At 70.6% G+C, this 23,594-nt stretch carries 25 protein-coding genes, 1 tRNA gene and 1 riboswitch; of the genes, 9 read left to right on the top strand and 17 right to left on the bottom strand.

The features are described from left to right. Positions 1-42: 42 nt before the first annotated feature. Together BUQ68_RS05435 and BUQ68_RS05430 are read right to left on the bottom strand one after the other, a co-directional pair. On the bottom strand, positions 43-495 hold the full coding sequence (locus BUQ68_RS05435; protein WP_075214929.1) for an HIT domain-containing protein: 453 nt from the start codon (positions 493-495) through the stop codon (positions 43-45). 47 nt (positions 496-542) lie between these two features. Beyond that, positions 543-1,865: an MATE family efflux transporter gene (locus BUQ68_RS05430; RefSeq protein WP_075214928.1), complete on the bottom strand. Its 1,323-nt coding sequence runs from the start codon at positions 1,863-1,865 to the stop codon at positions 543-545. Positions 1,866-2,006: 141 nt separating this feature from the next. Between BUQ68_RS05430 and BUQ68_RS05425 the strand changes: the two genes are divergently transcribed. Further along, complete coding sequence (locus tag BUQ68_RS05425; protein ID WP_075214927.1) at positions 2,007-2,906, top strand: histone deacetylase family protein; 900 nt, start codon at positions 2,007-2,009, stop codon at positions 2,904-2,906. Between the two features lie 23 nt (positions 2,907-2,929). On the opposite strand, the gene BUQ68_RS05420 is transcribed toward BUQ68_RS05425, so the two are convergent. Both BUQ68_RS05420 and apaG read right to left on the bottom strand, forming a co-directional pair. After that, positions 2,930-3,196, bottom strand: a complete 267-nt coding sequence (locus BUQ68_RS05420; RefSeq protein ID WP_075214926.1) for a DUF6460 domain-containing protein — start codon at positions 3,194-3,196, stop codon at positions 2,930-2,932. 130 nt (positions 3,197-3,326) lie between these two features. Then, on the bottom strand, positions 3,327-3,719 hold the full coding sequence (apaG, locus tag BUQ68_RS05415) for a Co2+/Mg2+ efflux protein ApaG (protein WP_075214925.1): 393 nt from the start codon (positions 3,717-3,719) through the stop codon (positions 3,327-3,329). 178 nt (positions 3,720-3,897) lie between these two features. Here apaG and BUQ68_RS05410 point away from each other — a divergent pair, with 178 nt between their 5' ends. Next, on the top strand, positions 3,898-4,503 hold the full coding sequence (locus tag BUQ68_RS05410; RefSeq protein ID WP_075214924.1) for a CDP-alcohol phosphatidyltransferase family protein: 606 nt from the start codon (positions 3,898-3,900) through the stop codon (positions 4,501-4,503). Positions 4,504-4,515: 12 nt separating this feature from the next. Here BUQ68_RS05410 and BUQ68_RS05405 read toward each other — a convergent pair whose 3' ends face one another. Next, on the bottom strand, positions 4,516-5,727 hold the full coding sequence (locus BUQ68_RS05405; protein WP_075214923.1) for an O-succinylhomoserine sulfhydrylase: 1,212 nt from the start codon (positions 5,725-5,727) through the stop codon (positions 4,516-4,518). 92 nt (positions 5,728-5,819) lie between these two features. After that, positions 5,820-5,899, bottom strand: a riboswitch (SAM riboswitch). A gap of 374 nt (positions 5,900-6,273) precedes the next feature. Between BUQ68_RS05405 and BUQ68_RS05400 the strand changes: the two genes are divergently transcribed. From BUQ68_RS05400 to trhA, 3 genes are all read left to right on the top strand, one after another. After that, positions 6,274-6,483, top strand: coding sequence for a cold-shock protein (locus BUQ68_RS05400; protein WP_075214922.1), 210 nt, complete (start codon positions 6,274-6,276; stop codon positions 6,481-6,483). A gap of 96 nt (positions 6,484-6,579) precedes the next feature. Further along, positions 6,580-6,795, top strand: coding sequence for a hypothetical protein (locus tag BUQ68_RS05395; RefSeq protein ID WP_075214921.1), 216 nt, complete (start codon positions 6,580-6,582; stop codon positions 6,793-6,795). Between the two features lie 335 nt (positions 6,796-7,130). Then, on the top strand, positions 7,131-7,781 hold the full coding sequence (gene trhA / locus BUQ68_RS05390; RefSeq protein ID WP_075214920.1) for a PAQR family membrane homeostasis protein TrhA: 651 nt from the start codon (positions 7,131-7,133) through the stop codon (positions 7,779-7,781). A gap of 143 nt (positions 7,782-7,924) precedes the next feature. Here the strand turns inward: trhA and BUQ68_RS05385 are convergent, their stop codons facing one another. Together BUQ68_RS05385 and BUQ68_RS05380 are read right to left on the bottom strand one after the other, a co-directional pair. Beyond that, entirely contained in the window at positions 7,925-8,287 is a 363-nt protein-coding gene (locus BUQ68_RS05385) for a hypothetical protein (protein WP_075214919.1), read from the bottom strand. 421 nt (positions 8,288-8,708) lie between these two features. Next, on the bottom strand, positions 8,709-10,352 hold the full coding sequence (locus BUQ68_RS05380) for a cisplatin damage response ATP-dependent DNA ligase (RefSeq protein ID WP_075214918.1): 1,644 nt from the start codon (positions 10,350-10,352) through the stop codon (positions 8,709-8,711). 108 nt (positions 10,353-10,460) lie between these two features. Here BUQ68_RS05380 and BUQ68_RS05375 point away from each other — a divergent pair, with 108 nt between their 5' ends. Next, positions 10,461-10,976: a GNAT family N-acetyltransferase gene (locus tag BUQ68_RS05375; protein ID WP_175577738.1), complete on the top strand. Its 516-nt coding sequence runs from the start codon at positions 10,461-10,463 to the stop codon at positions 10,974-10,976. Positions 10,977-11,098: 122 nt separating this feature from the next. Here BUQ68_RS05375 and BUQ68_RS05370 read toward each other — a convergent pair whose 3' ends face one another. Next, positions 11,099-12,136: a ligase-associated DNA damage response exonuclease gene (locus BUQ68_RS05370; protein ID WP_075214916.1), complete on the bottom strand. Its 1,038-nt coding sequence runs from the start codon at positions 12,134-12,136 to the stop codon at positions 11,099-11,101. Between the two features lie 164 nt (positions 12,137-12,300). On the opposite strand from BUQ68_RS05370, the gene BUQ68_RS05365 reads away from it, so the two are divergent. Continuing rightward, complete coding sequence (locus BUQ68_RS05365; protein ID WP_075215120.1) at positions 12,301-13,452, top strand: 2'-deoxycytidine 5'-triphosphate deaminase; 1,152 nt, start codon at positions 12,301-12,303, stop codon at positions 13,450-13,452. Between the two features lie 79 nt (positions 13,453-13,531). Next, positions 13,532-13,605: transfer RNA gene (locus BUQ68_RS05360), tRNA-Gly, on the top strand. A gap of 36 nt (positions 13,606-13,641) precedes the next feature. Here BUQ68_RS05360 and BUQ68_RS05355 read toward each other — a convergent pair. Then, a complete protein-coding gene (locus BUQ68_RS05355; RefSeq protein WP_175577737.1) occupies positions 13,642-15,351 on the bottom strand; it encodes a glycosyltransferase in 1,710 nt (569 codons plus the stop codon). 303 nt (positions 15,352-15,654) lie between these two features. Between BUQ68_RS05355 and BUQ68_RS05350 the strand changes: the two genes are divergently transcribed. Next, a complete protein-coding gene (locus BUQ68_RS05350; RefSeq protein WP_175577736.1) occupies positions 15,655-16,440 on the top strand; it encodes a transporter substrate-binding domain-containing protein in 786 nt (261 codons plus the stop codon). A 192-nt stretch (positions 16,441-16,632) separates the two neighbouring features. Here BUQ68_RS05350 and phnN read toward each other — a convergent pair whose 3' ends face one another. The 8 genes from phnN to BUQ68_RS05310 all read right to left on the bottom strand — a co-directional run bounded on the left by phnN (position 16,633) and on the right by BUQ68_RS05310 (position 23,592). After that, positions 16,633-17,187 (bottom strand): phosphonate metabolism protein/1,5-bisphosphokinase (PRPP-forming) PhnN, encoded by a 555-nt coding sequence (gene phnN / locus BUQ68_RS05345; RefSeq protein ID WP_075214913.1) that lies wholly within the window; start codon positions 17,185-17,187, stop codon positions 16,633-16,635. Continuing rightward, positions 17,184-18,323, bottom strand: a complete 1,140-nt coding sequence (locus BUQ68_RS05340; protein ID WP_075214912.1) for an alpha-D-ribose 1-methylphosphonate 5-triphosphate diphosphatase — start codon at positions 18,321-18,323, stop codon at positions 17,184-17,186. Before BUQ68_RS05340 ends, phnN begins: the two co-directional genes overlap by 4 nt. A gap of 55 nt (positions 18,324-18,378) precedes the next feature. Further along, positions 18,379-19,065, bottom strand: a complete 687-nt coding sequence (locus BUQ68_RS05335; protein WP_075214911.1) for a DUF1045 domain-containing protein — start codon at positions 19,063-19,065, stop codon at positions 18,379-18,381. Positions 19,066-19,170: 105 nt separating this feature from the next. Further along, positions 19,171-19,830, bottom strand: coding sequence for a DapH/DapD/GlmU-related protein (locus BUQ68_RS05330; RefSeq protein WP_075214910.1), 660 nt, complete (start codon positions 19,828-19,830; stop codon positions 19,171-19,173). A 58-nt stretch (positions 19,831-19,888) separates the two neighbouring features. Continuing rightward, positions 19,889-20,587: a phosphonate C-P lyase system protein PhnL gene (phnL, locus tag BUQ68_RS05325; RefSeq protein WP_075214909.1), complete on the bottom strand. Its 699-nt coding sequence runs from the start codon at positions 20,585-20,587 to the stop codon at positions 19,889-19,891. Between the two features lie 10 nt (positions 20,588-20,597). Continuing rightward, positions 20,598-21,389: a phosphonate C-P lyase system protein PhnK gene (phnK, locus tag BUQ68_RS05320; protein ID WP_075215119.1), complete on the bottom strand. Its 792-nt coding sequence runs from the start codon at positions 21,387-21,389 to the stop codon at positions 20,598-20,600. A 14-nt stretch (positions 21,390-21,403) separates the two neighbouring features. Then, positions 21,404-22,264, bottom strand: coding sequence for an alpha-D-ribose 1-methylphosphonate 5-phosphate C-P-lyase PhnJ (locus BUQ68_RS05315; RefSeq protein ID WP_075215118.1), 861 nt, complete (start codon positions 22,262-22,264; stop codon positions 21,404-21,406). 245 nt (positions 22,265-22,509) lie between these two features. Next, positions 22,510-23,592: a carbon-phosphorus lyase complex subunit gene (locus BUQ68_RS05310; protein WP_075214908.1), complete on the bottom strand. Its 1,083-nt coding sequence runs from the start codon at positions 23,590-23,592 to the stop codon at positions 22,510-22,512. Between the last annotated feature and the right edge of the window lie 2 nt (positions 23,593-23,594).

Below are 23,594 nucleotides of genomic sequence, written 5' to 3'. Positions count from 1 at the left end.
GCCCGCCTCGCCATCGCGAACCACTCCCGTCCCGTCTCGGCTTCAAAGATCCACCGGCTTCAACCCGTCGCCGAGCCGCGCCGCCAGCCGCTCCGCGATATCTCGCGCCGAACTGTCCGAGTAGGGCCGCGCCGGCACCTTTCCCCATACGGGGCCGGGCCATGCCGGATCGGTCTCGAACCGCGCGATCACGTGCACGTGCAGCTGCCGCACCATGTTGCCGAGGGCCGCCACGTTGAGCTTCACCGGGCTCACCGCCGCCTTCAGCGCCTCCGACACCGCCGTCACCTCGTCGAGAAGGGCGATCCGGTCGTCGCGGGACAGGTCGATCAGTTCCACGAGCCCGGCGCGGCGCGGCACCAGCACGAGCCACGGATAGTTGGCGTCGTCCATCAGGAGGAGCCGCGACAGGCCGAGGTCTCCGAGCACCCGCGTGTCCGCCGCAAGGCGAGGGTCGAGCGCGAAGTCAGGCGTCGTGGCGGCGGCCGGGTCCATGGGCGGGCTCCTCAGGCAATGGGCGCGATCGGCGCCGGATCTTCAGTCTAGGCTGGAAAGGTTCGGGCGGAGAGCGGTTTCAGGCGCCACGACAGGGTGATCCCCCGGGCGCCCAGGAAGACCAGCAACGCCAGCCACAGGCCGTGGTTTCCAAGCACCGGGATCGCGACGGCAAGCACCAGAAGATAGACCACCACGGAGGCGAGCATCATGTTGCGCATCTCCCGCGACCAGGTGGCGCCGATGTAGACCCCGTCCATCTGGAAGGCCAGCACGCCGGCGAGCGGCGTCAGTGCCGCCCACGGAAGGAAGGCCCGGGCGGCCTCGCGCACGTCGGGCGCGGTGGTCATGATGTCGATGAAGACGCCGCCGAAGGCCATCAGCAGGCCCGCGGCGACGGCGGCGAACACGAAGCCCCAGGCGATCGTCAGGCGCACCGCCGCCACGAACACATCCCGCCGTCGCGCGCCGACGGCCCGCCCGGCCAGCTGCTCCGCCGCGTTGGCGAGACCGTCGAGGAAGTAGCCGCCGATCAGGAAGAAGTTCATCAGGAGAGCGTTCGCCGCCAGCGTCACGTCGCCGAAGCCGGCGCTGGTGCGGGTGAAGAGCGCGAAGGCGAAGAGGAGCGCGAAGGAGCGCACCATGATGTCGCCGTTGACGGCGATCATGGCGCCGAACCCGGCCCGCCGGAACACGTCCGGCACCGCCGCGGCAAGCCCCTTGCGGCCGATCGCCAGGCACACCGCCACGCCGACCACGCAGGCGACCACCTCCCCGGCGAGCGTCCCGTAGGCGACGCCCTCCACCCCCCAGCCGAGCCCGAGGCCTAGCCAGATCGAGCCGGCGATGTTGATGCCGTTGAGGAGCGTCTGGAGTGCGAGCCCGAGCCCCGCCCGCCCGAGCCCCAGCACCCACCCGAGGATGGCGTAGTTGGCGAGCGCGAACGGCGCCGACAAGATGCGGATGCCGTAGTAGGTCGACGCCGCCTCGGCGACCGCCGCGCTCGGCTCCAGGAAGGCGAGCGCCCCGGCAAGGACCGGCACCGACAGGATGACGAGCGCCACGCCGAGCCCCACCGCCAGAACGAGGGCGCGGAGAAGCACCAGCGCCTGCGCGGGCTTGTCGTCGGCCCCGAGCGCCTGGGCGGTGAGACCCGTGGTGCCGGAGCGCAGGAAGTTGAAGGTGGAGAAGATCACGTCGAAGACGATCGCCCCGACCGCGATGCCGCCGAGGAGCGCCGCCTCGCCGAGCTGTCCCACCACCGCCGTATCCACCGCCCCGACGATCGGCGTCGTCATGAAGGCGAGGGTCATCGGCACCGCGATCCGGAACACGGTGAGGCTGTCGACGCGAAACGCGGGGGCGGTCATGGGGCGATGGGCATCCTGAAGAAAGCGCCTGGAGCCCTACCCCGCCACAGCCGCCCCTGTCCATCGGAAGCTGGCGATTCATGGCGACCGCCGGCCGCGCTCCCTTGCCAACCCCGCCGCCCGTGCCATCTTCTGCCGTCCATGCTGCCGATCGTCCACCACCCCGCCTATCAGGCCGACATCCCGGCCGACCACCGCTTCCCCATGGGCAAGTTCCGCCGGCTGGCCGAGGTGCTGATGGAGGAGCGCCTCGTCGCGCCCGGCGGCTTTCACGTGCCGGAGCCCGCCCCGGCCGCCTGGCTCGCGCTCGCCCATGAGGCGCCCTACGTGGAGGCCGTGCTCGGCGGCATGGTGGCGCCGGCCGTCGCTCGCGAGATCGGCTTTCCGATGACGGAGAGCGTCGCCCTTCGCGCCCGCTGCGCCACCGCGGGCACGGTGCTCGCCGCCCGGCTGGCGCTCGCCCATGGCCTTGCCCTCAACACCGCCGGCGGCAGCCATCACGCCCGGCGCGCGCACGGGGCCGGCTTCTGCGTCTTCAACGACGTGGCGGTGGCCGCCCGGGTGCTCCTCGCCGAAGGACAGGCGGCGCGGGTGCTGGTGATCGACCTCGACGTCCACCAGGGCGACGGCACCGCCGACATCTTCGCCGGCGACGACCGGGTGGTGACCTTCTCGGCCCACGCGGAGAAGAACTATCCCGTCCGCAAGGTGCCATCCACCGTCGACGTGGCTCTCCCGGACGGCCTAGGCGACAGCGGTTATCTCGCCATGCTGGACGACCACCTGGACACGCTGATCGACCGTGCCGCGCCGGACCTCGTCTTCTACAACGCCGGCGTCGATCCGCACGCCGACGACCGGCTCGGCCGCCTCGCCCTCACCGACCGCGGGCTGGAGGCCCGCGACGCCCGGGTGATCGAGGCGGTGCGCGGCCGCGGCCTTCCGCTCGCCGGCGTCATCGGCGGCGGCTACGACACGGACGTGGACCGGCTCGCCCGCCGGCACGCCACCCTGCACCGGGTGGCGGCCCGTTTCGCCTGACGGTTTTCCAACCGGCAGGAAGCTCAGCCGCGGCCGGCGCGGAGCAGCCGGCTGATCAGGAAGATGGGCACCACGATGACGGCGCCGAGCAGAAGGTAGTGCAGCGCCTTCTCGATGGTCTCGAACCCGGTCGCCCACACGTCCTGCACGAAGCGGATCGCGCTGTTGACGAGGTCGAGCGGTTCAAGGCCGATCGCCGCCATCACCACGCCCACCAGGAAGGAGAGGAAGATCAGGCGGACGAGGACGCGGAGCGGGCTGTCGCCGAGAAAACGGGAAAGGGTGGTCATGAAGGCTCCAATAGGGCCGGACCGTCCTTGGGGCGGACGACCGGCAGGCGAGCGAAAGGTGGGGTGCCGCGCGCCGGCCGCAAGCGCCCGCCGGCGAGCCGGGCGGACCGCGGCCCGTTCCCCGTCGCGGTCAGTTCAGCACGCGGGCGATGTCCGGCAGGTCGAGCGAGAACGTCGGCACGGTCACGTCGAACAGTTCGCCTGCGTCCGTGACCATGCGGTAGGTGCCCTCCATGATGCCGCTCGGCGTCGGCAGCGGGCACCCGCTGGTGTAGGCGTAGTCGGCGCCCGGCGGGATGATCGGCTGCTCGCCCACCACCCCCTGGCCGGCCACCTCCCGGCGCGTGCCGTGGGCGTCGGTGATCAGCCACCGCCGCGACAGCAGTTGCACGGTGGTGCGGGACCGGTTTTCGATCTCCACCCGGTAGGACCACACCCAGCGCAATTCGTCCGGATTGGACTCATGGGGCAGGTAGTCCGGATGCACGGTCACGACGATGCCGCGGGTCTCCGCACGGAACATGGCTACATCTCCGCTCGTCCGTCCTCGTCGCCACATAGTCCATCGCAACGCATCCGGCAACAAGGGTGTGAGGCGGCTCATCGCCCAACCGTGATCGGCCCGGCGTTCCGCGGTTCGGCGGCTTCGGCTATGAAGAGCCCTGCCCGCCTTCCCCGACCCACCGGCTCCCGCCCGCGCCATGCTCGACGCCGCCCTCCGCCGCCTGATCGACCCGCCGCTCGACCGGGCCGGCCGCTGGCTTTCCGCGCGCGGCATCGGGGCGGACGCGATCACGCTCGCCGGCTTCGCGCTCGGCGTCGCGGCGGCGGCGGCCATCGCCGTCGGATACCCGCTCGTCGCCGTCCTTCTGATCGCCCTCAACCGGATCGCCGACGGGCTCGACGGCGCCGTCGCCCGCGCCACCGCCAGGACCGATCGCGGCGGCTATCTCGACATCACCCTCGATTTTACCGTCTACGCCCTGGTGCCGCTCGCCTTCGCGGTCGCCGACCCGGCCCGAAACGCGCTCGCCGCCGCCGCTCTCCTTGCCGCCTTCTACGTCAACGGCGCCGCTTTCCTCGCCTTCGCCGCGATGGCGGAAAAGCGCGGGCTCTCCACCCGCGCCCAGGGCGAGAAGTCGCTCTACTATCTGGCGGGTCTTGCCGAAGGGGCGGAGACCATCGCGGTCTTCGCCCTCATGTGCCTCTGGCCAGCCGGCTTTCCGCTGCTCGCCACGGCCTTCGCCGCGCTGACGGCGGCCAGCGCCGCCGCCCGCATCGTCGTCGGCGCCCGCACGCTGCGCTGACCCGTCGGCGCGCTATTCCGCCGCCGCCCGCGCCGCGGACGCATCGAGCGCCGCCGTCAGGTCGGCGATCAGGTCGTCCACGTGCTCCAGCCCGACCGACAGGCGCAAAAGCCCGGCGTTGATGCCGAGCTCCTGGCGCGCGTCCTCGCTGAGGCGCTGGTGGGTGGTGGTCGACGGGTGGGTGATCAGGCTCTTAGCGTCGCCGAGGTTGTTGGAGATCTTCACGATCCGAAGCGCGTTAGCGGTCCGGAAGGCCGCCGGCTTGCCGCCCTTCACTTCGAACGCCACCAGGGTGGAGCCGCGCTGCATCTGGCGGGCGATGATGTCCGCCTGCGGATGATCCGGATCGCCCGGATAGATCACCTTCGCTACCGCCGGATGCGCCTTCAGCGCCCGGGCGATCGCTTCCGCCGTGGCGGTCTGCCGCTCCACCCGCACCGACAGGGTCTCCAGTCCCTTCAGAAGCACCCAGGCGTTGAACGGGCTGATCGACGGGCCGGTCTGGCGAATGAAGACCTGCAGGTGCTTGTCCAGGAAGTCCTTGGAACAAAGCACCACGCCGCCGAGGCAGCGGCCCTGGCCGTCGATGTGCTTGGTCGCCGAATAGACCACCACGTCCGCCCCGAGCGTCAGCGGCTTCTGCCAGATCGGCGTGGCGAACACGTTGTCGACCACCAGCCGCGCGCCGGCCGCGTGGGCGATCGCCGCCACCGCCTCGATGTCCACCACTTCCAGCGTCGGGTTGGTCGGGCTCTCCAGGAAGAACACCTTCGTCTCCGGCCGCGCCGCCGCCTTCCAGGCGTCGAGGTCGCGGCCGTCCACCAGCGTGCAGGCGATGCCGAAGCGCGGGCAGAGGTCCTCCACCACGTAGCGGCAGGAGCCGAACAACGCCTTGGCGGCCACCACATGGTCGCCGGCGGACAGTTGGCAGAGCATGGCCGCCGTCACCGCCGCCATGCCGGTCGCCGTGGCGCGCGCCACCTCGGCGCCCTCCATAAGCGCCATGCGCTCCTCGAACATGGTCACGGTCGGGTTGGAGAAGCGCGAATATTGGTAGCCCGGCTCCAGGTTCAGGAAGCGCGCCTCGGCCTGCTCGGCGCTGTCATAGACATAGCCCTGGGTGAGGAAGAGCGCCTCGGACGTCTCGCCGAAGGGCGAGCGGAGCGTGCCGCCGTGGACGAGGGCGGTGTCGGGGTGCCAGCGTTGGTTGGAGTCGGCGGTCATCGGTCGTCCCTAGCGTGTAGGCGTCGTCATCGGGTGGGATCGAAATACAAAAAAACCCCGGCGGGCCAGATGAAGGCCGAGCCGGGGTCGCAATGACGTCCGTCCCGGCCTTTTAGCATCCTTGTTTAACGTGGCGGCAAGCCGGCCGGCTCAAAAAACCACGGGTATCTGGCATCGATAGTCCGGAAAAGCGTAGCCGTCAACCCAACCGCCGCGGCGTTTCCAAGGGCCGGGCCGGACCCGCCGGGCCCTCGTGTCGCTTTTTTTGACCCCCGTCGTGAAGGCCTCAAAGCGGCGGATCTCCGCGGTTGCCGGATGCCCCCACACGGCAGCGCCAAGGCCCCTCGGCCGGATTTCGCTGGCAACGGCCTTGTTCTTACGGGCAAACCAGCCCATATTGGCGTCATCGATTTGGCCAGACGATCGGCCTGTTCGCCCTATCGGGGCGACCGTTCTGAACGACCCTCCAAAATCGGCATCCACGTGCGGGCCGCGTCAAACCGGTCTCGTGCATTCTATTGAACGTTCTATCCGAAAGGGATCGTCATGAACGTCGGTACTGTCAAGTGGTTCAACGCGACCAAGGGCTTCGGTTTCATCCAGCCGGACAACGGCGGCCCGGACGTGTTCGTCCACATCTCCGCCGTCGAGCGCTCGGGCCTCACCGGCCTCGGCGAAGGCCAGCGCGTCAGCTTCGAAGTCGTCAAGGACCGTCGCACCGGCAAGTCCGCTGCTGACAACCTGAAGGCCGCCTGAACGGCGCCTGATGACTTTTTGCGGCGCCAAGGCGTCGCAGCGACACCCCGCGGCGGCGATGCCGCCGTGGGGCAATAAGAAAGACCAAGGAAAATAATGAAGTTCGAATATATGCCCGCGTCCGTCCGAGAGACGACGGAGGGCCCGCGGTTCCGGATCGGCCGTCTCACGGTCACCGAACAGAGCGGCAAGCGGGACGTGACGTCCCTGATCGACGCCAGCTACGACTATGCATCGCCGCGGGAACTCCGCTGGCATCTGGCCGATCGCTTTCGTCTCCCCGCCAAGCACGTCCTCCTCCAGGCGGCCTGACCGCCCGCCGGCCCGTCCCGACCTGTCTCCGACAGTGTCCCTGACAGGCCGGCCCCACCGTCCCGGCCGCCTCCCTCGCAGCCCCCGGTCTCACCGGCGGCGCGCGCGGAGGGCGGCCTTCGTTTCTTGTCCGCTGGCGCCGGATCGCCTCCACCGCTCGGCCGACACCCGCCTTCCCTCCCCCCACTATTTCTCGAAGGTGCCGTTGCGGCACCCCCCAACGGCGGCTTGAGCCCCTCGGGCGGATCAGGCACGCTTGACGGCGTGGGCGTCGTCGGGCCGGGCAAAGCCGGATCCGACGTCGGGGGGGCGCGACGGGCAGGAGCCGACCGCCGATGATGGACTGGACCTACACCCGGGGCGAGCGCATCGCCGACGCGGTGGTGCACGCGATCGGCCTCGGGCTCGCCACCATCGGGGCCGCCCTCCTTCTCGCGCACACGACGACAACCGGCGGCGTATCGGACACGGTGGTCGCCGGCATCTACATCACCGGCCTCATCGCCGCGCTCAGCGCGTCCTTCCTCTACAACCACTGGCCGGTGTCGCCGCTGAAGTGGATCTTCCGGCGCTTCGACCACTCGGCCATCTTCCTGCTGATCGCCGCCACCTACACGCCCTTCCTGGCGCAGTTGCCCTATGGACCCGTGTCGGTGTCGCTGGCGGTCGGCGTCTGGGGCGCGGCGCTCGCCGGCATCGCCCTCAAGGTCGGCCTGCCCGGCCGTTACGACCGGCTGACCATCCTTCTCTATCTCGCCACCGGCTGGAGCGGCATCCTGGCCCTTCCATCGCTGGCCGAAGCCCTGCCGGAGCTCACCTTGGCTCTCATCATCGCCGGTGGCGTCGTCTACTCGGCCGGCGTGATCTTCCACGTGTGGGAGAGCCTGAAATTCCAGAACGCCATCTGGCATGGCTTCGTGGTCACCGGCGCCGGCATCCACTACTGGGCGGTGTTCCACTGCCTGGTGGTCGAACGCACCGCCTGAGGCATACCGAACCGGGTTCCCCTGAAACGACGGAAGGGCGCCGACCGCAACTCCGGTCGGCGCCCTTTCGGCATGTCGGCCCGCAGGGAACGAGCGGGACGAACGGGCTCCTGGAAGCCACCCTCACGGGCGGCGTCAGCGGCTCAGAGGCGGCTGATGCTCTCCACGTAGCGGTCGCGGGTGGAGTTGGCCGGATCCCAGGACGGCGTCACGGCGAGGACGCCGCTGTCGTTGGTGGAGATCGCCGAGCCGGCGTTCGAGACGGCATTCGCACGGGCCTCGACTTCGCGGTCACGGCTGGAGTTGGCCGGATCCCAGGACGGGGTGACGGCGAGGACACCGCTGTCGTTGGTGGAGATCGCCGAGCCGCTCGTCGGGGCGGAATTGGCGAGGCTCTCAACGTAATTGTCGCGGGTGGAGTTCGCCGGATCCCACGGAGCCGCGAAGGCAGCCGAAGAAACCGTAAGAGCACCGATCAGGGTGGCAGCGAAAAAGCTCTTGGTCATGATTGATCTCCATTTGAAATCGCACGAACATCCGAAAACCATGGAGCGTTGTGCGGTGGTTCGACTTGGCTTTTCTTGTCCGGATGCGATTGTTCCGCGTCCGATGAGCCAGAGATAGATCTTGTTTTCTGAATGCAAAAGGTGCCTGTCGCTGAACTATCCGTGACGGTTTTCGTGAACGCTCACAAACGGTTCGCCCCGTCTTCACGGCGCCGCGACCGCCTCCGTGAGCGGCCTGAAGCCCCGTCCGGCAAGCGGTCATCTGCGCCAATGGCTTGGCTTCAGCGCACGCTTCACGGGCCGGACCGCGGCGGGACGGCCCACCGCTCTCCGCCGTCGGTTGCGTGATCGATGGGCCGCAGCCTTTCACGCGTGTGTGACACGCCTTGGCCCTTGGCGCGGCCCGAACGGGTTTGCCGGATCACCCCTCCGGCAGGAGCGCCAGCAAGGTCTGAAGCGTGTCCGCCTCGGCCGGCCGCTTGTCCCAGCGCAAGCGCGCCACCCGGGGAAAGCGCATGGCGACGCCGGACTTGTGCCGGGTCGAGCGGTTCAGCCCCTCGAACGCAACCTCGATGACGAGGCCCGTCTCCGCCGTGTGCGTCACCTCCCGCACCGGCCCGAACCGGTTGACCGTGTTGGTGCGCACGAACTTGTCGATGGTCTTCAGTTCCTCGTCGGTAAAGCCGAAGTAGGCCTTGCCCACCGGCACCAGTTCGCGCCCGTCCGCCGCCTCGCGCCAGACCCCGAAGGTGTAGTCCGAATAGAAGGACGAGCGCTTGCCGTGGCCGCGCTGGGCATACATCAGCACCGCGTCCACGTTGAAGGGGTCTCGCTTCCACTTGAACCACTCGCCCTTCGGCCGGCCGGGCACGTAAGGGGCGAGCGCGCGCTTGATCATCACCCCTTCCACCGCGTCCGCGTCACCGCCCGCCCCGTGCGTCGCCGGGTCGGCCCGGGCGGCCGCAAGCTCGTCCCAGCTGGCGAACGGGATCATGGGCGAGAGATCGATCAGCGGGTCGCCGAGCCGGGCGACGAACGCCTCCAGCCGGGCGCGTCGTTCATCGAACGGCAACGCCCGCAGGTCCTCGCCGCCCTCCGCCAGAAGGTCGTAGGCCCGGATCGCCGCCGGCATGTCGGCGAGAAGCTTCGGCGTAACGGTCTTCCGGTTCAGCCGCTGCTGCAGCGTGGCGAACGGCTGCACCCGCCCGTCGATCACCACCAGGAGTTCGCCGTCGATCGCCCCGTCGAACGCCAGCCGCTCCAGAAGGTCTGGAAATGTCTGGGAGATGTCGTCGCCGGAGCGCGAGAAGAGCCGTGCCACCGGCCGCCCGTCCTCGCCAAGGCCGGCCGCCGCCTGCACGCGGATGCCGTCCCACTTCCATTCGGCCCGGAACAGCGCCGGGTCGTTTCCCTCCACGTCGCGCTCCTCCAGGGCGTGCGCCAGCATGGGAGGCCGGAACGGCGCCGGGTCCACCGACGACGGCCGCGCGCCGCGCCCCTCGATCCAGGCGAACAGATCGCCGTAGGGCGGCTCCAGCCCGTGCCAGACCTCCTCTACCTCGTCCGGTTCGCGCCCGCCGAGCCGGGCGAGCGCCGTCTTGGCGAGCCGGGCGGAGACGCCGATCCGGAGCGCCCCGGTGATCAGCTTCAGGAGCGCGAACCGCCCTGCCTCGTCCAGCCGGTCGAGCCAGCCGGCGATCAGGCGCGGGATCTCCAGCCGCGACGCCGCGCGCAGCGTCTCCACCACCTCGGCGATCCCCGGCGGCGGCAGATTGGACCGCGCGCCCGGCCCCGGCCCCGGCCACATCAGCGCCACCGTCTCGGAGAGATCGCCTACGTAGTCGTAGGAGAGCGCGAACAGCACCGGGTCGGTCCGCTCGGCGATCAGCGCGCGGACGAGGTTCGGCTTGGCGTGCGGAAAGTCCAGCCCGCCCGTCAGCGCCGCCAGCGCGTACCCCCGATCCGGATCCGGCGCCTCCGCCAGATAGGCCCGGACAAGCGCGATCTTGGCATTGCGGCGGGGCTCGTAGGCGAGCCGGTCGACAAGGGCGGCGAAGCGGTTCATGACACCGCAACGTAGCGCCGGCTAGGCTGGTTGCCGAGGGGGTGCGCGCCCGCACCGGCCGATCCTCCACCGTGCATGCCGTCCACCCGTTTCGCCGAAGGTCGTCCGATGTCCGTGCCCACCGTTCGCCCTGCCGTGCCTGCCGACCAGCCCGCCCTGGAGGCCATGCTTCGCGAGATCTACGCCTACTTCGGCTCGCTGGAGGACGACGCCTTGCCGGAACCGGCGCTGATCGCCGCGTCGGCGCAAGACATGTCCGCGATGACGGCCGTCTCGTTCGGACCGAACCGCTTCTGCGACTGTCTGATCGCGACCGACGACACCGGTCCGGTCGGCTACCTCGCCCACCATCGGGGCCTCTTCGAAGGCCGCGGCGCCCTCTTCGTCGCCGGCCTCTTCGTCCGACGCGCCGTGCGCGGCGCCGGCATCGGCTCCGCCTTGATGGCCGAAGCCGAGGCGATCGCCCGCAGCTCTGGCGCTACCGCGCTGGTGTGGACCGTCTGGCACCGCAACGCCGCCGCGATCGGCTTCTACCATCGCCTCGGCGCGCGCCTCTACGTGGACGACCTCGTCATGTGGAAGACGGTCGACAAGACACCCCAATCCTCCACCACCCCAGGCTGAGCCCAGCCGCCCCGCGCTCACTCCGTCTCGCCGAGTTCCCGCTTCATGGCCTCGAGGGCAGCACTCCAGACGTCATTGTCGGCTCCGACGAACACGGCTTCGCCTTGACCCATTGCCATAACTCACAGCCCTTCCGACTCCGTCGCCGCGCCTTCCCCTTCCTCCTCGTCCCCATAGCCGATCAGGTTCAGCGGCCGGCCGCGGATGCCGTTCTCGCCGCACCAGTGCACCAGCGCGTCCTCCTGGCCGTGGGTCACCCACACCTCCTCGGCCTCGGTGTCGAGAATGGTTTCGCAGAGGTCGTCCCAGTCGGAGTGGTCGGAGATGATCAGCGGCAGCTCCGCCCCCCGCTGCCGGGCGCGCGCCCGCACCCGCATCCAGCCGGACGCGAAGGCCGTCACCGGGTCGGCGAAGCGGCGGGCCCAGAGGTCCTTGGTGGCGGACGGCGGGCAGAGCACGATCCGGCCTTCCAGGTCCTTCTTCGCCCGTCCGGCGACGCCCTCCAGCGGCCCGAGGTCGATGCCCTGCTCGCCGTAGAAGCGGCAGAGCCGGTCGAGCCCGCCGTGGATCAGGATGGGCGCATCATACCCCGCCGCGCGGATCTCGGCGATCACGCGCTGCGCCTTGCCGAGCGCGTAGGCCCCGACCAGGTGCGTGCGCTCTGGGAACAGCCGGTGGCTGTCGAGCAGCTTTACCACCTCGCCGGCCGCCGCCGGGTGGCGGAACACCGGCAGCGCGAAGGTCGCCTCGGTGATGAAGGCGTGGCAGCGCACCGGCTCGAACGCCGTCGCCGTTGGATCCGCCTGGCGCTTGTAGTCGCCCGAGACCACCAGCCGGAACCCCTTCCACTCGATCAGGATCTGCGCAGAGCCGAGCACGTGCCCGGCCGGATAGACAGTCACGTCCACCGCCCCCACCCGCACCGTCTCGCCGTAATCGATCGGCTGGCGCGCCTCTGTGAAGCCCTCGCCGTAGCGCACCGCCATGATGGCCAGCGTCTCCGGCGTTGCCAGCACCGCCCGGTGGCCGGCACGCGCATGGTCCGAATGGCCGTGGGTGATCACCGCCCGCGCCACCGGTCGCACGGGGTCGACGTGAAAGCCGCCCGGCGGGCAGTAGAGGCCGGCGGCGTCGAGGGTGAGGAGATCTTCGGCGCGCATGAGGGTGAACGTAGGGCGGACGCGACGTTGCCGGTAGGGCAGATCGGTCGCGGCCCGTGACGAAGACGCCTGGATTGTCTATGACCACACCAAAGACCGGCCTCCCGGCGATCGGGACGGCCGAACGGTCCGCCTTGGTGGACCCAGACGATCGGGCGGACGCCATGACGAGACCTGATACCGGCACCGAGCCGGCCCTTCGCAGCCACACCGGTCTCGTCACGGCCGGCCGCAGCGCCACGGGCATCCTGCCGGCCCACCGCATCGACGACCTGATCGGCCGCCAGTCGATCCAGTCCTCCCACCCCTACGACGCCGACCAGGTGCAGCCGGCGAGCCTCGACCTGCGGCTCGGCCCGGTCGCCCATCGGCTGCGGGCGAGCTTCCTGCCCGGCCCGCACGCGCGCGTCACCGACAAGCTCGACCGCCTGAAGCTCCACACCATCGACCTCACCGACGGCGCGGTGCTGGAGACCGGCTGCGTCTACCTGGTGCCCGTCCTGGAACGGCTCGCCCTGCCGCACGACGTGGCCGCCTCGGCCAACCCGAAGAGCTCCACCGGCCGGCTCGACGTGTTCACCCGCGTCATCACCGACCACGGCGCCGCCTTCGACACCATCGCGCCCGGATACCGCGGCCCGCTCTTCGTAGAGATTTCCCCGCGCACCTTCCCGGTGCTCGTCCGCCTCGGCTCGCGCCTTACCCAGGTCCGCTTCCGCTGCGGCGATGCGCGCCTTTCCGACGAGGACCTCGCCGTCCTCCACGCCGAGACGCCCCTCGTCGACACCGACCCCGCCGTCTTCGAGAACGGCCTCACCCTCTCCATCGACCTGATGCGCGAGGGTCCCGGCTCCCTCGTCGGCTACCGGGCCAAGCGCCATTCCGCCGTCATCGACATGGACGCCAAGGCGGCCCATGACGTGCTCGACTTCTGGGAGCCCATCCGCCAGCGCGGCGAGCCCTCGCTCGTACTCGACCCGGACGAGTTCTACATCCTCGTCTCCCGCGAGGCCGTGCACGTGCCGCCCATGACCGCCGCCGAGATGGTGGCGATCGACCCGCTGGTGGGCGAGTTCCGCGTCCACTATGCCGGCTTCTTCGACCCCGGCTTCGGCCACGCGCCGGCCGGCGGCGGCGGGGCGCGCGCGGTCCTGGAAGTGCGCAGCCACGAGGTGCCCTTCATCCTCGACCATGGCCAGACCATCGGCCGCCTCGTCTACGAGCGCATGCTGGAGCCGCCCCAGACCCTCTACGGCCAGGGCATCGGCTCCCACTACCAGGCCCAGGGCCTCAAGCTCTCCAAGCACTTCCGCTGAAAGCACCGCCGCCGACCCCGTGTGCCCGCGCCGATCCGGCTTGACAGCCGACCCCCGGTCTTGCGATGGATGACGCGTCGCGGGTGTAGTTCAATGGTAGAACGGCAGCTTCCCAAGCTGCATACGAGGGTTCGATTCCCTTCACCCGCTCCACCCGCCTCGCCACCCCCGAACGCCTGCCCCGCCCGGTCACGCCTTCTCGACGGGCCGCGACCGATGCGTCGTCTTCGCCCAATAGTGCGGCTTGAAGATCAGCTCGAACAGCGCCTTCCAGGCGGCGATCGACACCAGCATCCACTGCACCGGCAGGGCGAAAGTCCACGGTAGGAGGTCCGGCCGGCCGATCGCCCGCACGGCACGCCGGGCAATCACGAAGGCCGCCCCGTAGCCGACCAGGATGGCGAAGCCCGCAAGGCCGAGGAGCACGGCGCCGATCGCGCCGCCGAGGTCCGGCACCGGCTTCACGCCGGCAAGATGCAGCCCGTAGGCCACCATGCCGAGCGGATGCACCAGCGGCGCCATCACCTGAGTGAAGGCCGTCGCGTGGAAAAGCGCCGCCGCCTTGAAGCCGCATTCGCGGACAAGGTCGCCGGGCCGGCGGCTGTGCACCAGCCAGGTGATCATCCAGCCCTTCAGCCAGCGCGTGCGTTGGGGCAGCCAGTCGGCGAACCGGTCCGGCGACTCCTCCCGCGTGTGGGACGCCAGCACGTCGCTCCGGAAGCCGAACCGCTGCAGCCGGATGCCGAGATCCGCGTCCTCGGTGACGTTGTAGGGATCCCACCCCCGGCAGACGAGCAGCGCCTTCCGCTTGATGTGGTTGGAGGTGCCGCCGAGCGGCAGCGGCGCCCCCTGGCGGGCGAGCCAGGGCAGCATGCCGGAGAAGAGGGCCGCGTAGTCGATGGCGAACAGCTTCTGGATCAGCCGGTCGTCGCCGTCGATCCGCAGTTCCCCCTGCACGCAGGCGACGGACGGCCCGCCACCCACCAGGTGCGCCGCCGCCTTCAGCAACTGGTCGGGCGCCGGCCGGTCCTCCGCGTCGAACACCGCGACGAGATCGCCGCGCGCGAAGGCAAGCCCGTAGGCGAGCGCCCGCGGCTTGGTGCGCGGCCGTCCCGGCGGCACCACCAGAATGTCCACATGCGGTGCCGTGAAGCCGGCCTCCGCGGCCGCCCGGGTCTCCGCGTCGTCCGCCTCCAGCAGCACCAGCACCTCCAGCCGGTCGCGCGGATAGGCGAGCCGGTCGAGCGCCGCCGCTAGGGTCGGCACCATGCCGGCCTCCCGGTAGAGGCACACCATCACCGTGTAGAAGGGCAATGCCGCCGGCGGCAACGGCGGAGCGGCCTCCGGCGCCGCCACCGGCCGCATGTTGACGGCCACCATCAGCCGCAGACCCGCCGTCACGTGGAAGACCAGCGCCGAGGTCACGAAGATCGCCCAGGGCAGGACACTCGGCCCGCTCACAAGACCATAGGCGAGCGCCAAGATCCCGATGGAGAGCGCGGTCCGAAACGCTATGGATGGCGCGGTGCTCGCGGAGAGCTGCGGCTCCTCCCGGGCGAGAATCCCGCGCACCCGCGCTTCCGTTCGAACGGCCACCGCCGCGCGAAGCGCCGTCCGCAGCCGGCGCGGCGTCGTCACCGCCAGTGCATCCGGCCAGCCGTTCCGGCCCTCGCCACCCGCCAGATCGTCCAGATGCCGCGCCAGTTGGGTCGGCGGCGGCGCCAGCACGGTCAGCACCGCGCCGTCCGGCAGGCGAAGCCGCGCGGCGCCGACCCGCGCCGCGGCGTGGGCGGTCAGCCCGTCGCGGGAGACCGGTTCGGCGCTCGCCGGAAGGAGGATGAAGCGCGCGCCCACCTCTGCGCACGCCGCCGCATAGGCGAGGTCGTCCGATCGCGGCACGGAGTCGGGCCCGTCCGTGCCGACCCTTGCCCCGTTCGCGCACCCACCGGCCGGCGGCACCATCCCGCGGTCCGCCCCGCCCGCGCCGACGCCATTCAATTCGGGCCCGCTTTGCTCTACCGTCGTCATGACCCTCGTACACCGGTGGTCGGACACGCATGGAGAGGCGTTCGCCGCCGTCGGCGGACGGCGGGCGTGGATGAGCCGAAAGGCCATCAGGATGAGAGGAGCGCACCGGATATGCAGCGGCGCCGACGCCCGTTTTATCGATCATTGATTTTTTTATCAATGATTTTTTCTATTTTGGCGAGCAATGCGGTTGCGGAAGGCCACGCCGTTGACGCTCTGCCGCGCTTCCTCGCCGAGGCGCCGGCCGCCGACGTCGCCAAGCCGCCGGCGATCCGCTTCGTCACCACGGACGACTTCCCGCCCTTCAACTTCCTCGACGGCTCCGGCCGGCTCGGCGGCTACAACGTGGAACTCGCCCGTGCGCTCTGCGCGCGCCTCGCCGTGCCCTGCACCGTCCAGGTCCGGCCCTTTCCGCTCCTGGTCGACGCGCTTCTGACCAATGCCGCCGACGCCGTGATCGCCGGCCTCAAGGACACCGGCGATCTCCGCACCTACGTCATCCATTCGGAAAGCTACCTGCGGCTGCCCGCGCGCTTCGTCATGCGCCGCGACGCGGTGCGCCCGGCCACGCCGGAGGGCCTCCGCGGTGCCACCGTCGCCGTGCGGGCCGGCACGCGAACCCGGGATTTCCTGGCGGACTTCTTCATCAACACCCGCCTGCGCGAGACCGCCTCCGACGCCGAGGCGCTCGACCTTTTGGCTGCCGGCACGGTGGACGCCGTGTTCGCCAGCGGCCTCGGCGCCTCCTTCTGGCTCGCCGGCCCGGAATCGCGCCAGTGCTGCCGCTTCGCGGACGGCGCCTTCACCGAACCCGCCTACATGGGCAAGGGCCTCACCATCGCGGTCGCCAAGGAGAACATCGGCCTCAAACGCCTGATCGACTCCACCCTCCGCAGCCTGGAAGCCGACGGCACCCTCGCCGACCTCCACCTGAAGTTTTTTCCTGTGGGGCTTTACTGAGCGGGCGCCGACCCATGGTCAGGTCGGTTCAAAAAAACGCGTAGGTGGTCCGCCTCCGCGGACCATGACGGCGGAACGTGAGGTGTATGGGCCGCGTGTTCGGAAGCGCAGGCGCTCCAACCCCTCCATCGTCATGGTCCGCGAAGGCGGACCACCCACGCTTTCCACCCTCAACCCGACCGCCCCGTCCCCTCAAAGCCCCCGCAGCACCCCCACCGCCGCGTCCACCGCCGCCTCCAGCGCCCCGCCGTTGTCGATCGACACCACGTCCGGCCCGGTCACGCCCGCATCGCCGCGGGCGAGGCGGGCTTCGATCTCCGCGTCGCTCTCGCGTCCCCGGGCCTTCAGCCGGGCGGCCAGCACGGCCGGCGGGGCGGTGATCTCCAGCACCCGAAAACGGGGGAAGCGGGCGCGGGCGGCGGGAAGGACCGCGCGGGAGAGGTTGGCGATCACCACGGCGCCGTCGTCCGCCATCCGGCCGTAGGCGGCCGGGATGCCATAGCCGAGGCCGTGGGCCTGCCAGGAGAGCACGTAGGCGCCGCCGGCCGCGGCGGCGGCAAAGCCCGCCGGGTCCAGGCAGTCGTGGTCCTCGCCGCCGTTCGGGTCGCGCGTGACCACCCGGCGCACGAACACGAAGCGGGCCTCGTCCGTCAGCCGGTCGCGCACCCGGCCCATCACCGTGTCCTTGCCGGCGCCGGAGGGACCGACGACGGCCACGAAGGCGCCGGGCCGCCGGTCGGTGGTCATGACACCCGCCGCCCCTCGCGCCAGACGGAGCGCACCAGCGGCACCTCGTGGTCGAGGTTCACCTGCACGAGGTCGGCCCGCCGGCCCGCCTCGATCACGCCCCGGTCGGTGAGGCCGGCGGCCTCGGCCGGGTTGCGGGTGATGGTGGCGATCGCCTCCGGCACGCCGACTCCCGGCACGTCGTCCGCCACCATGAAGGCGGCGTGGAGGAGCGAGAAGGGCACGTAGTCCGACGACAGGATGTCGAGAAGGCCGTGCTCCATCAGCGTGCGGGCGGCGATGTTGCCCGAGTGGGAGCCGCCGCGCACCACGTTCGGCGCGCCCATGAGAATCTTGAGGCCCCCGTCGCGGGCGGCCCTGGCGGCCTCCATGGTGGTCGGGAACTCGGCGATGGTCACCCCGTGGGCGAGGCTCTCGGCCACGTGGGCGGCGGTGGCGTCGTCGTGGCTGGCGAGCACGATGCCGGCGGCGCGGCAGCGCTCGGCGATCTCCATCCGATGCGGGTCGGAGAACTGCGCCGCCTGCCCGACGCGCCGGTCGATCATGGCGAGGAAGGCCTCGTCCGACATGCCGGTCTTGCCCTGGTAGTAGATCCGGTAGTGGTCGAGCGAGGTGAACTGGCGCTGGCCGGGCGTGTGGTCCATCAACGAGGCGAGCTTCACCCGGCTGTCCGTCTCGAACAGGCGAAACACCTCCAGGGTGTCCGGCGCCGCCACTTCGCAGCGCAGGTGGATGAAGTGGTCGGCCCGGAGCCGGTCGCCCGCGACGCCGGCCTCGATGGCGTCGGCGAGCCGGCGCATGTCCTCGCCGGTGAGTTCCGCGTCATAGTCCATGCCGACCCGAAGGGCGTCGAACACGGTGGTGATGCCGGAGGCCGCCACCTGGGCGTCGTGCGCCTGCACGGAGGCGAGAGGGTTCCAGCGCACCTTGGGGCGCGGCGCGTAGTGGTTCTCCAGGTGATCGGTGTGGAGTTCCACGATGCCGGGGATCAGCCAGTCGCCCTCGAGGTCGGCGCCGCCGGCGGCGCGCCCTTCGGCGACTTCGGAGATCCGCCCGTCGCGGATGACGACGGTGCCGTCGATCACGCGGTCGGCGAGAACGACGCGGGCGTTGGTGAAGACGGTTTCGGCGGCCATCGGACGGTCTTTCAGGGACGGATCGGGAGGAAGAGAGCGAAACGAGACGTGGGGATCAGCCGCCCTCGAACAGGCGGAAGCGCTCCACAGTGAAGGGCCCGCCGCCCGGCGGCTCCACGAAGAGCGCCAGCCGGTCGAACAGAATGGGCGCGTCGAGGAGCGGGGCGAACATCGCTTCGGCACCGGCCAGGAGCGCGTCACCCTCCGGCCCGTGCACCCGCTGGGAGAGGGTCATGTGGAAGCGGAAGGTGTCGAAGACGTACGGATAGCCCCAGGCCATCAGGTGCGCCTCCTGGCGCGGCGTCAGCCCGGCCTTCCGGCGCTTCTCCACCTCGGCCACAGTCTGCGGGCGGCGGAACGGCTCGAAGGCGGTGACGCAGTCGTCGGCGAGTGCCTGCAGGGCCTCCGACGGCCCGTCCGGTACAATGGCGATGAAGCCCTCGATCCGGCGGACGGCAAGCCGCGCCTCAAACGGCGCGCGGGCGGCCGCGAAGGCGTCGAAGGCGGCCGTGAGGTCGGCCTCGCGGGTGCCGGGCTTCAGCGCGAACGGCGGCTTCAAGGTGGCGTGGAAGCCGTAGCGGCGCGGATCGGTGGTCAGAAGCCGCTGCGTCTCCGGGTCGATCCCCGCCACCGGGGGCTGCTCCAGCGCCGCCCCCGCGACCGCGTCGCGGCCAAGCCAGCGCGCCCCCGCCTTGGCGAGCGGCGTCTCCGGCGCGGGCGCGAAATAGACGGCGTAGCGCATGTATCTCCCCTGGTCCCTTTCGGCGTCGGACCGGCCCCTGGTTATCCGCTTCGCCCGCCGGCCGGAAGGGCCGTTCGCGTCGAAGGGCCGTGCCGGCACCGTCTCCTAGGCTGCCGTCGTGTCGCCACCGTGACGGTCGGCGCCAGCTGGATCGTACCGGTCGCAGAAGCCCGCCACGTCCGTGCCCCGGAAGTCGGCGAGCCGCTCAAGCACCGTCTCCACCGGCCAGTCCCACCAGGCGATCCGCGCCATCCGCGCCGCGATCGCCCGGGAGAACCGCTCGCGGATCGGCTTGGCCGGCACGCCGCCCACCACCGTGTAGGGCGCCACGTCACGGCTCACCACCGCGCCGGCGGCGAGCACCGCCCCGTCGCCCACGGTCACGCCCGGCAACACCGTCACCGCGTGGCCGATCCAGACGTCGTGGCCGATGGTCACCCGCGCCGCCCGCCGGTCGGCGAAGAAGCCGTGGTCGCGCGTCAGCGTGGTGTCGTAATACTCCGGCGTATAGGTCAGGCGATGCTGCGTCGGCCGGTCCATCGGGTGGTTGGGCGCGCCGATCCGCACCCGGTCGGCGATGGCGCAATACTTGCCGATGGTGGCATCCGCCACGTCGCAGAGCTCGCCGAGATAGCTCATGTCGCCGACGGTGGCGTAGGAGACACTGGAGCTCGCAAGGATCTCGCAGCGCGCGCCGATCACCGCCTCGCGCAGGCGCACGCTCGGGTGGACGAAGGTTTCCGCCAGCTTGGCCGTCGATGTCATGGGGCGTCTCCCTCAGGCCTTCGCGGCCTTGTTTCTCAGGTCGCCGCGGCCTTCTTTTTCAGGCCGCCGCGCGGAAGGCCATCACGTCCACCACTCGGTCCGCCACCGCGGCCCGCACCTCCTCGTCGTGGAAGATGCCGAGCATGGCCACACCCTGTTTCTTCTTCTCGCGGATGAGGTCCACCACCACCGCCCGGTTGGCGGCGTCAAGGGAGGCGGTCGGCTCGTCGAGGAGGAGCACCGGATGATCCGTCACGAAGCCGCGGGCAACGTTCACCCGCTGCTGCTCGCCGCCGGAGAAGGTGGCCGGCGGCAGCGTGTAGAGCCGCTCCGGCACGTTCAGCCGGGCGAGCAGCTCGCGGGCCCGCGACCGCGCCAGCGCCCGGTCGATGCCCCTCGCCACCAGCGGCTCGGCCACCACGTCGAGAGCCGAGACGCGCGGCACGACGCGGAGGAACTGGCTCACATAGCCGATGGTGGTCTGACGCAGCCGCACGATGCGGCGCGGGTCGGCGCTCGCCACGTCGACGAGGCGCTCCCCGTCGCGCACCAGGATCTGGCCGCCGTCGGCGCCGTAATTGCCGTAGACCATCTTCAGGATCGAGCTCTTGCCCGCCCCCGAAGGTCCGCCGAGGACGACGCATTCGCCCGCGTCGACGGAGAAGTCGACGCCCTGCACGACGGGCAGCTGCACGCCGCCCTGAAGGTGCATCACGAAGGACTTGGAGAGACCGGAGACGACGATGCGCGTGGCCATGGTTCTGTCCTCAGACCTGCAGGATGGAGGAGACGAGGAGCTGGGTGTAGGGCTCGCGCGGATCGTCCAGCACCCGGTCGGTCAGACCGTGCTCGATCACCGTGCCGTCCTTCATCACCAGCATGCGGTCCGACAGCAGCCGGGCGACGGCAAGGTCGTGGGTCACCACCACGGCGGCGAGGCCGAGGTCGGCAACGAGCTGGCGCAAAAGATCGAGGAGACGCGCTTGAACCGACACGTCGAGGCCGCCGGTCGGCTCGTCCATGAAGACGAGGCGCGGCCGCGTGACCAGGTTGCGGGCGATCTGCAGCCGCTGGCGCATACCGCCGGAGAAGGACCGCGGCTCGTCGTCGATCCGGTCGGCGGCGATCTCCACCCGGGCGAGCCAGTCGAGCGCCGTCGCCCGGATGGTGCCGTAGTGCCGGTCGCCGATGGCCATCAGCCGCTCGCCCACGTTGGCGCCGGCCGAGACGGTCATGCGCAGCCCTTCGGCCGGGTTCTGGTGCACGAAGCCCCAGTCGGTGCGGGCGAGCAGCCGCCGCTCCGCCTCGGTGAGGCCGAAGAGGCTCCTGAGCCGGCCGTCCCGCATGCGGAACTCCACCGAGCCGGCGGTCGGCGTCAGCCGGCCGGCGAGGCAGTTGAGGAGCGTGGTCTTGCCCGACCCGCTCTCGCCCACCACGGCCACCACCTCGCCCGGATAGACGTCGAGGCTCACGTCCCGGCAGCCGAGCCGGGCGCCGTAGTAGTGCGACAGGCGCGACACCTTGAGGAGCGGGCGCTCCGTCTCGGCGTCCGGCAGCATGGCGACGGCGGACATCAAAGAGCCTCCCCGGACAGCGCGCCCCGGTGCCCGGCGGCGCGGCGCTCCTCGCAATGGTCGGTGTCGGAGCAGACGAACATGCGCCCGCCCCGGTCGTCGAGAATCACCTCGTCCAGGTAGACGCCCTCGGCGGCGCAGAGCGCGCAGGGCTGGCTGAAGCTCTGGATGCGGAAGGGATGGTCCTCGAAGTCGAGGCTGACCACGTCCGTGTGCGGCGGCACCGCGTAGATGCGCTTCTCGCGGCCCGCGCCGAAGAGCTGCAGCGCCTTGGAGCGGTGCATTTTCGGGTTGTCGAACTTCGGCGTCGGCGACGGATCCATGATGTAGCGCCCCTCCACCTTCACCGGGTAGGCGAAGGTGGTGGCGATATGGCCGTGCCGGGCAATGTCCTCGTAGAGCTTCACGTGCATGAGGCCATACTCCTCCAGCCCGTGCAGCTTGCGCGTCTCGGTCTCGCGCGGTTCCAGGTAGCGCAGCGGCTCCGGGATCGGCACCTGGTAGACCAGGATCTGGTGCGCCTCCAGGGTCCGCTCCGGGATGCGGTGGCGGGTCTGGATCACCGTCGCCTCGCCGGTCCGGGTGGTGGTGGCGACGCCCGCGGTCTTCTGGAAGAAGCCGCGGATCGCCACCGCGTTGGTGGTGTCGTCCGCCCCCTGGTCGATCACCTTCAGCACATCATCCGGCCCGATCACCGCCGCCGTCACCTGCACGCCACCGGTGCCCCAGCCGTAGGGCATGGGCATCTCGCGGGAGGCGAACGGCACCTGATAGCCCGGAATGGCAATCCCTTTCAGGATCGCCCGGCGGATCATCCGCTTGGTCTGCTCGTCGAGGTAGGCGAAGGAGTAGGTCGGCAGGGTGGCGTCGTCGTCGAGGACGGCGCCGAGCGCCCCCTCGCGCGGAGGTTCCCCCCCACTCCCACTCTCCCCCTCGAGGGGGGAGAGGGCTCCGTCGAGGTCGGCCGTCTCGGACCCGCCCTCTCCCAACCCGCCAACCGGCCCTCTCCCCCCTTGAGGGGGAGAGTTGGAGAGGGGGGTGAACCCCGCCGCCGGGTCACTCACAACCACCCGGGGCAGCCCCGCCTCGTTGACGTCCACATCCATCATTCCGCGGCCTCCTGCAGGGCGGCGATCTCCGCGCGCATGCGGCGGATCAGGTCCAGTTCGGCCTGGAAGTCCACGTAGTGGGGCAGCTTCAGGTGCTCCACGAACCCGGTGGACTGCACGTTGTCCGCGTGAGAGAGCACGAACTCCTCGTCCTGGGCAGGCGCCACCCGGTCCTCGCCGAGTTCGCCCGCCCGGAGCGCCCGGTCGACCAGCGACATGGCCATGGCCTTGCGCTCCTGGTGGCCGAACACGAGGCCGTAGCCGCGGGTGAAGGCGGGCGGCACCTTGGCGGAGCCCTTGAACTGGGTCACCATCTGGCACTCGGTCACCGTGATGCGGCCGATCGCGACGGAAAAGCCGAGTTCCGGCACGTCGATCTCCACCTCCACCTCGCCGAGCCGGATCTCGCCGACGAACGGGTGGGTGCGGCCGTAGCCGCGCTGGGTGGAGTATCCGAGCGCCAGGAGAAAGCCCTCGTCGCCGCGGGCGAGCGCCTGCAGGCGAAGGTCCCGGTCGGCCGGAAAGCTCAGCGGCTCCCGCGTCAGGTCGCCCACCGGCACGTCCGCCTCTGCCGGATCGGGCTCGATCAGCCCCTCGTCGTTGAGAAGATCCGTCACCCGCGGCATGGCGCCGGTCGTCTCGTCGCGCCGCGCCGGGTCCGGCAGGTCCGGATCGCCGGCGAGCAGCGGATCGAGCAGGCGGTGGGTGTAGTCGAAGGTCGGCCCCAGACACTGGCCGCCCGGCAGGTCCTTAAAGGTGGCCGAGATGCGCCGACGCACCCGCATGGTCGCCGTCTCCACCGGATGGGAGAAGCCGAAGCGCGGCAGCGTGGTGCGGTAGGCGCGAAGGAGGAAGATGGCCTCGATCAGGTCGCCGCGCGCCTGCTTGACGGCGAGAGCGGCAAGGTCCCGGTCGTAGAGCGATCCCTCGGCCATCACCCGGTCGACCGCGAGCGACAGCTGCTCGGCGATCTGCGCCAGCGTGAGCGAGGGCACCTGACGGTCGCCCCGGCGCGTGTGGGCGAGCAGGCGATGGGCGGCGGCGATCGCCTGTTCGCCTCCCTTGACGGCAACATACATGG

Origin of the sequence: Mongoliimonas terrestris, from assembly GCF_001927285.1 — a bacterium.
Classification (GTDB): Bacteria; Pseudomonadota; Alphaproteobacteria; order Rhizobiales; family Pleomorphomonadaceae; genus Chthonobacter; species Chthonobacter terrestris.
The sequence above is the reverse complement of the archived record's forward strand: the minus strand, read 5'-3'. Positions and strand labels throughout refer to the sequence as shown.

Bases quoted from the DNA above. Each gene is read 5' to 3' on its own strand.
- BUQ68_RS05435 (WP_075214929.1), bottom strand. From the start codon at position 495: ATGGACCCGGCCGCCGCCACGACGCCTGACTTCGCGCTCGACCCTCGC.
- BUQ68_RS05430 (WP_075214928.1), bottom strand. From the start codon at position 1,865: ATGACCGCCCCCGCGTTTCGCGTCGACAGCCTCACCGTGTTCCGGATC.
- BUQ68_RS05425 (WP_075214927.1), top strand. From the start codon at position 2,007: ATGCTGCCGATCGTCCACCACCCCGCCTATCAGGCCGACATCCCGGCC.
- BUQ68_RS05420 (WP_075214926.1), bottom strand. From the start codon at position 3,196: ATGACCACCCTTTCCCGTTTTCTCGGCGACAGCCCGCTCCGCGTCCTC.
- apaG (WP_075214925.1), bottom strand. From the start codon at position 3,719: ATGTTCCGTGCGGAGACCCGCGGCATCGTCGTGACCGTGCATCCGGAC.
- BUQ68_RS05410 (WP_075214924.1), top strand. From the start codon at position 3,898: ATGCTCGACGCCGCCCTCCGCCGCCTGATCGACCCGCCGCTCGACCGG.
- BUQ68_RS05405 (WP_075214923.1), bottom strand. From the start codon at position 5,727: ATGACCGCCGACTCCAACCAACGCTGGCACCCCGACACCGCCCTCGTC.
- BUQ68_RS05400 (WP_075214922.1), top strand. From the start codon at position 6,274: ATGAACGTCGGTACTGTCAAGTGGTTCAACGCGACCAAGGGCTTCGGT.
- BUQ68_RS05395 (WP_075214921.1), top strand. From the start codon at position 6,580: ATGAAGTTCGAATATATGCCCGCGTCCGTCCGAGAGACGACGGAGGGC.
- trhA (WP_075214920.1), top strand. From the start codon at position 7,131: ATGATGGACTGGACCTACACCCGGGGCGAGCGCATCGCCGACGCGGTG.
- BUQ68_RS05385 (WP_075214919.1), bottom strand. From the start codon at position 8,287: ATGACCAAGAGCTTTTTCGCTGCCACCCTGATCGGTGCTCTTACGGTT.
- BUQ68_RS05380 (WP_075214918.1), bottom strand. From the start codon at position 10,352: ATGAACCGCTTCGCCGCCCTTGTCGACCGGCTCGCCTACGAGCCCCGC.
- BUQ68_RS05375 (WP_175577738.1), top strand. From the start codon at position 10,461: ATGTCCGTGCCCACCGTTCGCCCTGCCGTGCCTGCCGACCAGCCCGCC.
- BUQ68_RS05370 (WP_075214916.1), bottom strand. From the start codon at position 12,136: ATGCGCGCCGAAGATCTCCTCACCCTCGACGCCGCCGGCCTCTACTGC.
- BUQ68_RS05365 (WP_075215120.1), top strand. From the start codon at position 12,301: ATGACGAGACCTGATACCGGCACCGAGCCGGCCCTTCGCAGCCACACC.
- phnN (WP_075214913.1), bottom strand. From the start codon at position 17,187: ATGACCACCGACCGGCGGCCCGGCGCCTTCGTGGCCGTCGTCGGTCCC.
- BUQ68_RS05340 (WP_075214912.1), bottom strand. From the start codon at position 18,323: ATGGCCGCCGAAACCGTCTTCACCAACGCCCGCGTCGTTCTCGCCGAC.
- BUQ68_RS05335 (WP_075214911.1), bottom strand. From the start codon at position 19,065: ATGCGCTACGCCGTCTATTTCGCGCCCGCGCCGGAGACGCCGCTCGCC.
- BUQ68_RS05330 (WP_075214910.1), bottom strand. From the start codon at position 19,830: ATGACATCGACGGCCAAGCTGGCGGAAACCTTCGTCCACCCGAGCGTG.
- phnL (WP_075214909.1), bottom strand. From the start codon at position 20,587: ATGGCCACGCGCATCGTCGTCTCCGGTCTCTCCAAGTCCTTCGTGATG.
- phnK (WP_075215119.1), bottom strand. From the start codon at position 21,389: ATGCTGCCGGACGCCGAGACGGAGCGCCCGCTCCTCAAGGTGTCGCGC.
- BUQ68_RS05310 (WP_075214908.1), bottom strand. From the start codon at position 23,592: ATGTATGTTGCCGTCAAGGGAGGCGAACAGGCGATCGCCGCCGCCCAT.